At 30.8% G+C, this 12557-nt stretch carries 11 protein-coding genes and 1 pseudogene; 6 read left to right on the forward strand and 6 right to left on the reverse strand.

Translation table 11 applies throughout. The features are described from left to right. The 3 genes and pseudogenes from ABDH49_03755 to ABDH49_03765 form a co-directional block, all read left to right on the forward strand. On the forward strand, positions 1-1599 hold a 1599-nt coding region (locus ABDH49_03755), incomplete at its 5' end, for a CTP synthase (protein ID MEN3046084.1). Beyond that, positions 1589-2386 (forward strand): prolipoprotein diacylglyceryl transferase, encoded by a 798-nt coding sequence (locus ABDH49_03760; protein ID MEN3046085.1) that lies wholly within the window; start codon positions 1589-1591, stop codon positions 2384-2386. The genes ABDH49_03755 and ABDH49_03760, both read left to right, overlap by 11 nt. 118 nt (positions 2387-2504) lie before the next feature. Next, a pseudogene (locus tag ABDH49_03765) lies at positions 2505-2786 on the forward strand (cyclic nucleotide-binding domain-containing protein). Here the strand turns inward: ABDH49_03765 and ABDH49_03770 are convergent. Then, the gene (locus ABDH49_03770; GenBank protein MEN3046086.1) at positions 2783-4045 is read right to left on the reverse strand and encodes an O-antigen ligase family protein; all 1263 of its coding nucleotides are present in this window, start codon (positions 4043-4045) and stop codon (positions 2783-2785) included. The pseudogene ABDH49_03765 and the gene ABDH49_03770 sit on opposite strands and share 4 nt — an antisense overlap. A 252-nt stretch (positions 4046-4297) precedes the next feature. On the opposite strand from ABDH49_03770, the gene ABDH49_03775 reads away from it, so the two are divergent. Beyond that, positions 4298-5521, forward strand: coding sequence for a glycosyltransferase family 4 protein (locus ABDH49_03775; protein MEN3046087.1), 1224 nt, complete (start codon positions 4298-4300; stop codon positions 5519-5521). Between the two features lie 31 nt (positions 5522-5552). Continuing rightward, positions 5553-6257: a metal-dependent hydrolase gene (locus ABDH49_03780; GenBank protein ID MEN3046088.1), complete on the forward strand. Its 705-nt coding sequence runs from the start codon at positions 5553-5555 to the stop codon at positions 6255-6257. Between the two features lie 3 nt (positions 6258-6260). Here ABDH49_03780 and ABDH49_03785 read toward each other — a convergent pair whose 3' ends face one another. Next, positions 6261-6848, reverse strand: coding sequence for a DUF429 domain-containing protein (locus ABDH49_03785; GenBank protein MEN3046089.1), 588 nt, complete (start codon positions 6846-6848; stop codon positions 6261-6263). Beyond that, positions 6845-8998: a 2Fe-2S iron-sulfur cluster-binding protein gene (locus tag ABDH49_03790; GenBank protein MEN3046090.1), complete on the reverse strand. Its 2154-nt coding sequence runs from the start codon at positions 8996-8998 to the stop codon at positions 6845-6847. Before ABDH49_03790 ends, ABDH49_03785 begins: the two co-directional genes overlap by 4 nt. Positions 8999-9036: 38 nt before the next feature. Here ABDH49_03790 and ABDH49_03795 point away from each other — a divergent pair, with 38 nt between their 5' ends. After that, on the forward strand, positions 9037-9402 hold the full coding sequence (locus ABDH49_03795) for a helix-hairpin-helix domain-containing protein (GenBank protein ID MEN3046091.1): 366 nt from the start codon (positions 9037-9039) through the stop codon (positions 9400-9402). Here the strand turns inward: ABDH49_03795 and ABDH49_03800 are convergent. The 3 genes from ABDH49_03800 to ABDH49_03810 form a co-directional block, all read right to left on the reverse strand. Beyond that, positions 9394-10095, reverse strand: coding sequence for a gamma-glutamyl-gamma-aminobutyrate hydrolase family protein (locus ABDH49_03800; protein ID MEN3046092.1), 702 nt, complete (start codon positions 10093-10095; stop codon positions 9394-9396). The genes ABDH49_03795 and ABDH49_03800 overlap by 9 nt on opposite strands. Positions 10096-10125: 30 nt before the next feature. Continuing rightward, complete coding sequence (locus tag ABDH49_03805; protein MEN3046093.1) at positions 10126-10575, reverse strand: Hsp20/alpha crystallin family protein; 450 nt, start codon at positions 10573-10575, stop codon at positions 10126-10128. A gap of 82 nt (positions 10576-10657) precedes the next feature. After that, complete coding sequence (locus ABDH49_03810; GenBank protein ID MEN3046094.1) at positions 10658-12547, reverse strand: ribonuclease R family protein; 1890 nt, start codon at positions 12545-12547, stop codon at positions 10658-10660. Between the last annotated feature and the right edge of the window lie 10 nt (positions 12548-12557).

Consider the following 12557-nt stretch of genomic DNA (forward strand, 5'->3'; position numbering starts at 1 on the left):
TTTGTAACGGGAGGGGTAGTATCTTCCTTAGGAAAAGGAGTTGCAACAGCATCAATAGCTTTTCTCCTAAAGGCAAGAGGATTAAGGGTTACTGCTATGAAGCTTGATCCATACATAAACGTAGATCCAGGAACTATGAATCCTTATCAACATGGAGAAGTATACGTTACAGAGGATGGAGCAGAAACAGATCTTGACCTTGGCCACTATGAAAGATTTTTAGATCAAAATATGAGTCAGTTAAATAATGTAACAACAGGACAGGTTTATAAAAGTGTTATTGAAAAGGAAAGAAAAGGGGAATACCTTGGTGCTACTGTTCAGATTATACCTCATATTACAGATGAAATTAAAGAAAGGATAAGAAAGGTTAGTAAGGAGTCTTCTGCTGATATTGTAATTGTAGAGGTGGGGGGGACTGTTGGGGACATGGAGAGTCTTCCCTTTTTAGAGGCAATAAGGCAAATAAGACTAGAAGAGGGTTTCGAAAATACTATCTTTATTCACCTTACACTTGTGCCGTTTATAGAAAGCGCTGGGGAGCTGAAAACAAAACCGACTCAACATTCAGTTATGAAACTGAGGGAAATCGGAGTTCAGCCTGATTTCGTTATATGTAGAGTTGACAGAAAGCTTTCCGAGAGCTCAAGAGATAAGATAGCTCTTTATTCTAATTTACCTCCAGAAAATGTAATAGAAGCGATAGATGTAAAAACAGTTTATGAAGTTCCATTAAATTTTAAAAAGCAAAAACTTGATGAAAAAATTTTAAATCATTTTAAATTAAACTGTTCTGAACCAGATCTAAAGGAATTTGAAAAATTTTTAGATGGGGTTTTAAATCCTGAAAATGAAGTAGAAATAGCAATAGTCGGGAAATATACTCATTTGAAGGATGCTTATAAAAGTATTATTGAAGCCTTTATTCATTCAGGATCCTATCTTAGAACAAGAGTTAATCTTAGATGGATTGAAGCGACGGATCTTGAAGAAAAAGAGGAGGAGAAACTTTTATCTTCTGTAAATGGAATCCTTGTTCCAGGAGGATTTGGAGCAAGAGGGATAGAAGGTAAAATTAAGGCAGTTAGATATGCAAGGGAGAATAAGATTCCGTTTTTTGGTATTTGCTTAGGCATGCAAGTGGCAGCCATTGAGTTTGCAAGAAATGTTTTAGGCCTTAAGAATGCAAATAGTACTGAATTTGATCCTGACACTCCTTATCCTGTTGTAAAAATTTTGCCTGAAAAGGAGGGGGTTAAATATTATGGAGGCACATTAAGAAAGGGTTCCTACCCTTGCAAAATAAAAAGAGGGACGCTTGCCTATAGAATTTATAACTCTGATTTAATCTATGAAAGACACAGGCACAGATATGAGTTCAATACTTCTTATAAAGAAATTTTTGAGGAAAAGGGAATGATAATAAGTGGTGAATCACCAGATGGTTATCTTGTTGAAATCATTGAATTAAAGGATCATCCCTTTTTTATTGGTGTTCAATATCATCCAGAGTTTAAATCAAGACCACTAAATGCTCATCCGATCTTTAAGGAGTTTGTTAGAAAGGCCTTAGAAAGGAGCTTAGTTTATGTATCCTGAACTTTTAAGAATAGGTAATTTTGTTATATCTTCTTATGGGGTAATGGTGGCTATTGCTTTTTTTGTTGGTACTTACCTTGCCGAAAAGGAGTGGATAAGAAAGGGACTAGATAGGAGAGTCTTTAACAACGTTTTCATTTTAGCTTTAGTTGGGGCTGTTTTGGGCTCAAAACTTCTCTTTATCTTTGAGAATATACCCTTTAATGTTTTTATTTCAAATCCGATTAAGTATCTATTACAAAGAGGCGGCTTTACATATTATGGAGGTTTTTTGCTCTCCCTTTTCTTAATTCTTATTTATTTAACAATGATAAGACACCCTATTTTGAAGGCAGCTGATGCAATTTCACCTCCTCTTGCTATAGGCTATGCAATAGGAAGGATAGGCTGTTTTTTAGTTGGAGATGATTATGGTAAGCCAAGTAATTTACCATGGGCTATGGCCTTTCCAAGGGGTACCCCACCAACTTACGTTGGAGCCTTAAGAGAGCACTTCCCCTACTTAAAGATTGAGGGACCAGAAGATATGCTTGTGAGGGTTCATCCAACACAAATTTATGAGATTATAATGATGTTTATAGTGTTTATAGTTCTTTTTAGACTTAGAGATAGGTTAAAAGAGGGAAAATTATTTTCACTATATTTGATTCTTTCAAGTTTAGAGAGATTTTTAGTTGAGTTTTTGAGAATTACGACTCCTTCTTTTATTCCCTTTTTAACAGTTGCGCAAATTATTTCAATTTTAATTTTTATTTTAGGAGTTTTTTTGTGGAAATTGAGGAAATAGTTAACGTTTTAAAGTAAAATAAGCTATTTGGGGGACTTTCAGAAGAGGTTTTAAGGGATATAGCGCCGTTTATGAGTGTTCGAGAATTTAAAAAGGGTAGAATTATTTTTTTGAGGGAGATACAGGAAGGTTTTTGTATCTGGTTAAAAGTGGTAAATTAGAGATTTTAAGAAGGAACGAAGAGGAAAAAGAGGTACAGATTGCTACGTTTGGTCCAGGAGATTTTTTAGGAGAGATGGCTCTTATAGATGAGGGAGTAAGAAGTGCTACTCGTAGAGAAGTTCAGGATTCAGAAGTATTACTTTTTTCCATCGAGCTTTTTTTAAACTTATCGAAACAAACCCAAAGGCAGCCTCTAAACTTTTACTTGAGATTGCTAAGGTTTTGTCAAAAAGATTAAGGGATCTTTAATTTTTCGTTAATATAAAATTTTGGCAATAGAAAAGTTATGAGTATAAACAAAAAGAAAAACTTGATTTCCATGTCGTAGATAGCATTTAACCAGTAATAGTCAAAAAAGAGTTGAAGAATAATTGAGATCCAACATGTAAGAAGACCTATTATTAAGAATATTTCTTTTTCGTTTGTTTTTCTAAAGATATCGAAAAGAAATTTAAATATTTTATAGAGAAAGAGTATAAATACTATGAAACCGAAGATTCCAAGTTCAGCAAGTATGTTTAAGAAGGCATTATGGGCGTGTAAGTGGACCTGAGAAAAATCAGTAAAGGCAAATTGTCCGCTTCCTAAACCTTTTAGGGGATCATTGATGAAAATTTTAATGGCTTCACTCCAAAATATAGTTCTAAATTGAATACTTATTTCTCTTCTACCCCAGAGTATAGATTCAAATCTTAAATAAATCGATGGTGCAATTACTTTAATTACAAGTAAAAATAAAATAAAAAGTATAATTGCTAAAATTGTGTAAAATACTAAAATTTTTGCTTTTCTTTTCTTTAAGAGATAAAGAAAATAAAAAAGATAGAGCGAAAGGAATAACGAGATATAGCCAGCTCTAGAAAATGTTAAAAAAATTGTGAAAATAGAGAAGAAAAGTGTGAAAATTAAAAGGTACTTTAAGAGTTTGTTTTCGGAATATAAAATAAAACTTAGTATCATTATAGAGGCAAGACTGATAAAGGCTGAATAGCTATTGCTATGATAAAAAACTCCCTTTGCTCTCATAGTCCAATAGTATTCTCCCATTTCTATTTTCCAAAACCGTGCAATTATAGAATCTGGAAAAAAATATTGGAAAAAAGATATGAAAAAATTAAAGATTAGAAAAAGTAATAGTGATAAAAGTAGAATGTTTGAATCTTTTTTATCTTTAAAGTAAAGAAAGCCGATAAAGTAATAAAAGGAGTTTATTAAAAACATGATAGAGTTTAGAAAAGCATAATCTTTTTTTAATGACCAAGAAATTGATAGAAAGTTTAAAAAAGACAAGGTTACTAGATAGCCAAAAAGGGGTACATTTTCTTTTAATCTGTTACCACTTAGAAGATAAAGGAATGCGAAAAACATAAATATAAGTACAAAGAAATTGAACATTTTAAAGGGCAAAATTATATTTGGAAGAGCTGGTTTTAAATTAAAGGGTGAGACGATGTAGTTAAAATTTATAGATAACTTTAAAATTAAGGAGTAGGGCAAAAGAATTATAACATTTCTGAAGAAATTCCCAAAGGGAAGAATCAAGAGAAAAGATAGGAATATAAATATTTTTGCTATTAAAACTAGGGATACGTTCGTTTCTAACAGGAGATAAACGAAAAAAAGAAAGAAGAGAACAAATGAAAAAAGATAAAAAGCGAAAATTTTATTCTTTCTTAGTTTTATGGTTTCTAGCATTTTTAATTATAAACTACTTTGTAAAATTTATCACAAAATTTTTAAAATTTAGCAATGAAAATTCTTTTTGTAACTTCCCAAGTCTTGTTTCCTCCTTTTTCAGGTCTTAGAAAGAAAATTTTCCTTTTTGCTAAGGAATTAAAAAAGCAGGGTCATAAACTTTATCTTTATTCTTTTGCTAACTTTGATACTAAAAATATTAACTTTTTCGAAGAAATTCAATTTGTTCCCCCATTATCAAATTTTACTATCTTTAAAAATCTCTTATTTTCCACTTTTAAAAGCCCATTAGAGATAGTTTTTTGCATAAACAGAAAAGCCTTTGTGAATTTAAAAAGCTTTGTCAAAAAAATAAAACCAGATCTGATTTTTATTGACTATATAAGAATTGCTCATGTTTTTCCCTACGTTAAAGGTAGTAAAGTTATTTTGAACATGGATGATCCTCAATCTCTAAAGTACATAAACATGAAAAAATTTATAAAAGATATAGAAAATCCCTTTGGTGAAGCTACTTACAGTTTGCCACACTTGATAAGAAAAATTTTGAAAACTTATTTCATTAAAAGATTACTTTTATCCTACGAGATAAAAATGATGAGAAGATATGAGAAGTATTGGTCAAGATTTTTTAAGTTTATTTTAACGAACTCTGAGTTAGATAAAAAATATCTTGAAAATAACGGTATAAAAAATGTTATTCTCTTCCCTCCAGCTGTTGAAATAAAAGAAGAGCTAAAAATTGATAAAAAAGATAATTACTTACTTTTCGTTGGTAAGATGGATTATGCTCCCAATCCGGATGCTGTTTTGTACTTTGTTAAAAAAATTTTCCCTTATATAAGAGAAAAGTTACCTGAAATTGAATTCTGGATTGTAGGTTCAAATTTAAGAGATGATTTAAAATCTACTTTAACTGGCGAAAAAAATGTAAAACTTTTAGGAACAGTTGATAATCTAGAGCCTCTTTATAAAAAAGCAGCTGTTTTTGTTTCACCTTTGAGATTTGGTACAGGAATAAAAGTTAAATTACTGGAAGCCATGCGGTTTGGAGCTCCAATTGTTACAACATATAAGGGGGCAGAGGGAATTGGTGTTGAAAACGGAAAACACCTTTTAATTGCAAAAGATGAAGACGATTTCGCAAGAAAAATTATTAGACTAATAGAGGATAACGACTTAAGAATGAGATTAATAATAAATGCTTACAACTTTGTAAAAGAAAACTATGAAATATCAAAAGTAACAAAAAATTTACTTGAAAAAATTTTTGTTTAGTTCTCATAATTTTTAAAAAAAAGGAGGGAAAATGAAAAAATTTAATGGGGTAAAGGTAAAATATTACGGCCACGCGGCCTTCAGACTTATATCTCCATCCGGTAGGGTAATATTTGTTGATCCCTGGCTAAGTAATCCTGTTTCTACTAGTAAAGATTACGACAAGGCTGATATTATACTTTTAACACACGCTCATGGAGATCATATTGGAGATACAATAGAAATTGCCAAGAAAACTGGTGCAAAGGTTTACTCTATCCATGAGATTTCTGTTTATCTTCAGTCGAAGGGAGTTAAAAACAGTGTAGGAATGAACATAGGGGGACATATCAAAGATGGAGATATAGAAATAATTCAAACTGAGGCTACTCACTCTTCATCAATTCAGGAAGGAGATAAGATAATACCAGGAGGGGATCCTACAGGATTTGTTATTAAATTTGAAAATGGCTTTACAGTATACCATGCTGGAGATACTGGGGTTTTCTCAGGAATGGAGATAATTGGTGAACTTTATAAACCTGATCTTGCACTCTTACCAATAGGATCTCACTACACCATGGGCCCTCTTGAGGCTAGCTTTGCCTGTAAACTTTTAAAACCGAGATTTGTTATTCCAATGCACTATGGAACATTCCCTATACTTACAGGAACCCCAGATGAATTTAAAAAACTACTTGATCCCTCATTAAATATTGAAGTTATAATTCTAAAACCGGGTGAAGAGATCGAGTAACTTCTAAATTTTTAAAAGTATTCCGTAAGGAATTTTTTTTCTTAAAACTAATATATTTTTGCCCTTAAAATAGTATAAAGAAAAGAGAGCACAAAAAAGGGCATCAAGCTCGTTATGATTTTTAATAATCTCTATATTTGTAAATTTATGTTTTAAACTTTTTAAGATTTTTCTCAGTTCTTCTTTATCTTTTTTATAGTTACCTTCAAATCCATTTATTCTTATTGATGCTGTTGGGTGAGTTTCAAGGATTCTTGTTATATTTTTTAATTTACTATATAGAAAATTCCCCTTTTTAGAAAGTTCTATCATACTTTTTACATAGAAAGGGATTACTCCCACATTTTTAACTTTTCTCTTTTTTAAATATTTTCTTAAAATTTTATCCTCTTTCCTGTCCACAAAATTCTTCCATTTTAAAGGCGCATCTATTGAAACAGAAACGGGCTTAAACTTTTTAACTAAGTAGACTATTTCCTCATCTGAAACCTTACTTTTTAAAAAAATTATGCTAAATTTTTTCTTTTTTTCTATAAAACAGATAGCTTTATTTTTATCCTTTGTAGATAAGTCGATTCCTCCAAAAATCACTCACTAAAGAATCTCTTAAGCTTAACAATAGATTTAAGATCACTGTAATCAAAGCTTTTATCTATGTTGTCTGTGTACAAAAGGTTAATGTCCCATAGATTAGGCTTTTCTATTAAAAACTCTCTTTCTTCTACATCCTCCATAAATATGCTAAAATCTAGTAGAATCTTATCTTCCACATTTAATTCATAATTTTCCTCATAAAATAAATCTTGAGGGCTGTAACTCTCAAAAATAGGATCAAAGAGTTTATTGATTTTTCTTTTTTCTCCTAAATTGTTGATAAATTCGCCTCCGTATTCAAATGGTGTTGAAATAAAGAGGTACTCCATTTTTGTTTCATATTTGGGTTTTAAAGAATTTATGTAAAAAACCTTAGTATTTTCCATAAGATTTAAAAATTCTTTATCAGGAATATCAAAATAAGGCTCAACTCTGTAAAGTATTAGGCATTTTATCGTTTCGTTCTTCAGTTTATTTTTTATTTCACTCAGACTTTTAAAATGAAAGCCTTTAAAGAGTCTAAGGAGTCCCTCTGTGTTGAATGCACTTCTTAAGTTTAAAACTTTTCCATTTTCATGACACTTTGATAGGAAATATAAAAGAAGCTGCACTTTTGGATTTAACATATCATTAAAAACAACTATGAAGTTTTTATAATTTTTTATTTTCTCACAGATTAACTCCGCCTCCTTTGATACATTCTTTCTTTCTCTTAGGAATTCTTCAAAAAAATACTTGTTAATATATTTAAAATCCTTAAGCTCAGGTAATTGGCCTTTTTCTCTATAAAATAAAGATAAAAGATCAAGAAGTAGTTCATAAGATTTTTTATAAGTCAGTTTTAAACAGAAATCAGAATTTCTAAAGAATCTATCCTCAAAACCGCTTACTACAGCAAAGTAATTTTCTTTTTTGATAACATTTTCAAGAAAGGAACCTTTAAGTTTTTTAAACCTTTTACCCTCCTTCATTATTCTAAAAAGTTCAAATCCAATTACAGGATGAGAGTAATCTATAAGTGTGTAATATATAAGAGAAAAAGAGTTTTCAAAATTGCTAAGACTTATCTCTGAGGTTATATTTTGTGCCCCATCGTATATTTTACCCGGTAAAATAGCTACGTTTTTAATATTTTCCTTTACTATAAAGTTTCTAATTCTTTTTAAAACTTCATCTACTTCACGAGGGGAAATCAAAAGGGCAATTTCCTCTCTAGCATATTCATCTAAGGCTTTTTTAAGTTTTTCCTTTGTTTCCTCTAAGTTATCACCTTTAAAAACTCTTTTAGTGTTTGATATAAAATCTTTTCCATAGAATATTCTGTCACAGAAGATTGTGGGATTTTGAAAATTATCTTTTGCAATTACTTTATATATTTTGTTTGGTTTCCTCTTTATTCCGGATTTTATAACCTTTTCTCTATTTTCTTTTCTTACCCAAAATTTAAGTTCACACCCTGTTGAACAGAGAAAACAAGAGCTTTCAATTTCTTTAAGATCCCAAGATCTTGGACCATAACTATAATCTTTATTGTCAAGGATTGCTCCAACAGGGCAGAGATGTGTTAAGTAGCCCAAAAAGGGAATCTCATCAGTAAGCTCTAAATTGAATGGACCTACAAAGCTTTTTTTACCTCTTTCAAATGAAAGCCATTTATCAGAATAGAGTTCTTCCCTAAAAAAGTTAGAGCATCTGTAGCATAAAATACATCTTGTTTGATAAAACCTTAAAAGACCATTAAATTTTTGTTTCTCAGGTAAAATTTTATTTAAATCAGTCTCTTTTAAAATCCGACCAAATTCATAGGTAAAGTCCTGTAAGTCGCACTTTCCACCCTTTTCGCATAGTGGACAGTCTATTGCATGGTGTATGAGCATAAGTTCAAGTATGTTAGCCCTTGCTTCTTTTGATTTTTCAGAATTAGGAAAAACTTTAACTCCCTCTTGAGGGTAAGTTGAGCATGCTGTAACAATATATTTTTTTCCATTAGTCTCTATTTCTACCATACAAACTCTGCAGGAAGCAGTAATTCTTAAGTTAGGATGAAAGCAGTAAAACGGAATGTTATATCCCTTTTCTCTTAGGATTTCTAATAGTGTTTTGTTCAGATCGACCTCAAACTCAAGGTTATCTATATAAATTTTCATTTTTGTATTTTAACTTTTTTAAGATTATAATTACAAAAATGTTAAAAATATTACGCTATCTGAGATTTTTCTTTTACTATTATCTTTATCCTTCTGATTCAGAGAAAAAAGTTTTGTATCTTTTGATTTTTATTATAATTGTGGGTGATCTTGGGGAAAAATTTTTAATTGAGAGAAAATCTGAGCCTAAGCTCATAAAAATTGAAAAGATTGATTTTAATTTAGCGGATTTTGAGGATTTAATGAATTTACCTTCTATTGGACCGAGATTAGCTTCCAGGATAATTGAGTTTAGAAATCAAAGGGGTGAAATAAAAAAACCTGAGGAATTACTTGAAATAAAGGGATTAGGAGAAAAGAGACTTGAAATTATAAAAAAATACTTTAAGTTTCCTTCAGATTGATCGCTTGCAGGAATTTACAAAACTTTTAAAAAGTTTAAGAAATGCTTCGTTTTTATTAAATAAACGTTCAGGGTGAAATTGAACCCCAATAAAAAATGGATGTTTCTCACTTTCAATTGCCTCTATTACTCCATCATCAGCCTGAGCTGAAACTTTCAACTCCTTACCCAAATTTTTTATTGCTTGATGGTGAGAACTATTAACCGTTAATTCTTCTATACCTAATATTTGGTATAGTTGACTATTTTTATAAACAGTTATCGAATGAACAGGCTTATCATATGGGGGTGGTTGCCTATGTGTTATATCGGATTTTATATCCTGAATTAAGGTTCCTCCCATAGCTACATTCATAACCTGTAGTCCTCTACATATTCCAAGTAGAGGTCTTTTATTTTCAAAACATCTTTTGACTAGTTCTATTTCAAATTTATCTCTCTCAAGAACTACCTTTTCAACGTTCTCTAGCTCTTCACCATAAAAACTAGGATGAACATCTCCCCCACCCGACAGTAAAAATCCATCAAAAAAAGAGAAAATCTCCTCCTCTATGTTTTCTAGGTCTAAGTACGGAATGACCAGGGGAATCCCCCCTGCTTCCCTAATTGCTTCAATATATTTATTATTTAAAATATAATCATGTGATTCTTCAGAAAAACTCGGAGTTATTCCAATTAAGGGTCTTTTACTCAATAATTTTTTTCGATTTATTTATTAAACTATTTATTCTTCAATTTCGATTTTAATCTCTTTCGGTTTTACTCTTTCGCTTTTAGGTACCTCAATTCTTAAGATACCATCCTTATAAGTAGCTTTTGCTTTTTCAGGTTGAACTTCCTTAGGAAAAGGAATATATCTTTGGAACTTTCCGTAGCTTCTTTCGATCCTATGATAAGTTTTTCCCTTTTCTTCCCTCTCTCTTTTTCTCTCACCCGAGATAGTTACACCGTCTTCGTCTACGGTTATTTTAATATCCTCCTTTTTCATTCCTGGGATCTCAGCAGAAATTATAAAAGAATCCTCAGTTTCCTCAAGATCACAAGCTGGAACAAAAGTTTCCGTCTCTCCCAATAAATATCCTCTTCTTCCAAAAAACGTATCAAAAAGCCTATCAATTTCTTCCCTCAAGGAGGATATTTCTTTGAAGGGATCCCACTTAATTATTTCTTTCATATTTATATAGCTTAAATCCTCTGACAGGGATTTGAACCTCAAAATTTTATTAAAGAAATTTTATGAAATAATACATTTTTTTTTAAGGTTTTTCAAGCTTAAGAAAAACTAAGTGTAATTTCTTTTTGAAAATGTCAACTCTATTAATTAAGACTGATGCATAGTCTCCTATAGAGATTTTCTTGCCTCCTTTAAGGAAGATAGCCTCCTTTTCAAGGTCAAAACGTGTTTTATAGGGGAGAAAACCTTTCTCAACAAAACCTTCAAAATAAAATTCAGGAATATAAACAAAAAAGCCATTATTTTTTATTTCTGTTATAATTCCCTTTGTTTTATATCCAATATATTTTTTTATATGTTCAAGTATTTTCATATCCACAAGATCCCATTCTGCCCTTTGAGCGATTCTTTCTGTTTCGGAGGCTCTCTCTGCAATTTCCCAGAGTCTTTCCTCATCCGGATACATATCTTTTGCATTCCTATAAGCTAGGCTTAAAAGGTTATGATTTGTTAGATCAGCTAACCTCCTTATAGGTGATGTAAAGTGAGTATAGAAAGGTAGTTGAAGACCAAAATGTCCAATATTACTAGGAGAGTACCTTGCTTGTTTCATTGCCTTTAAGATCCTTTTAATTACTATTATTTCCTTCTCGCTCCCTTTAACCGCATCTATTATATCAAGTATACTCTTTATATCAAACTCCTCTTTTTTTAGTATTTTTCTATATTTTTCTTCTCTAAGTATCATACTTAAACTTTTTTTCAAATCTTTTATCTTTTTTTCATCTGGGTCTTCGTGGATTCTATAAATAAATGGCAATTTTTTCTGATGGAAAAATTTAGCTACAGCAAAGTTTGCAATAATCATGCATTCTTCAATTAGGGAATGTGTGAATACTGCCTTTTCAAAACGAATAAGTTCTACCTTTCCGTCTTCACCAAAGAGTATCTCTGGCTCAGGTATATCAAAATCAAGAGACAACCTTTTTTTTCTTTTATCTTTTAATATTTTCGAAATCTCTTCGGCTACCTTTAAAGAATTTAAGATTTCCTCATCTGAAATTTTTATCTTACCTTCTAATACATCTTGAGCTTCTTCGTAGTTAAATCTTTTCTTGGATTTTATTATAGAATCATAAAAATCAAATCTTTTTATTTTTCCCTTCTTATCGAGAGAGATATGGACAGTTTTGCAAAGCCTGATTTTTCCGGGTTGAAGAGAACAAAACTTTTCAGATAATTCCTTTGGTAACATATGTATTACTCTATCTAAAAGATAATAACTTGTGCCTCTTTCAAAGACCTCTTTAAAAATTTCTGATTCAAAAGGAACAAAAAAGGAGACATCTGCTATGTGAACATAAAGTTCATACCCCTCTTTGCTTTTTATGGCACTTATCGCGTCATCAAAGTCTTTAGCGTTATAAGGGTCAATTGTAAAAGTTGGTAAATTTCTGAAATCCTTTCTCTTATTAATTTCATCTTTTATAATTCTTTTTAGCTCTTTTTCATTGAAAAATTTTTCTTTATACTCTTCGGGTAAATCATATAAGTTTTTAACTAAATTGAAAATTGTTTCGGTATCTTCTGGTGATCCAAGGTCTTTTATTTTTTTTGCTGTTCCCTTCTCTGTGAGAACAAAAGTTACTTTATTTCCTGAGGGAATTTCTTTTACACTTTCAGCTGGAATAATCATTCCACCAATTTTTTCATCGTCTGGTTCAATAAAAACATTTCTATTTTTTTTCCAAAGTGTACCTGAATATATTTTTTCAGCTCTTTTTATTATTTCTAAAACTTCGCCTTTAGGTTTTGATTTAAAGGGTTTTCTGACTAAAACTTTCACAATGTCTCCATCTTTAGCTCCACCTAACTTATTTTTTGGTATAAATATATCTTTTCCATCTTTCACAATAAGAAATCCATATCCTTGCTTTTTAACCTCAAGTTTACCAATAAGAAATTTTTTCATTATTTATTTT

It is taken from the genome of Candidatus Hydrothermales bacterium (genome assembly GCA_039630235.1).
Lineage (GTDB): Bacteria > Hydrothermota > Hydrothermia > Hydrothermales > JAJRUZ01 > JBCNVI01.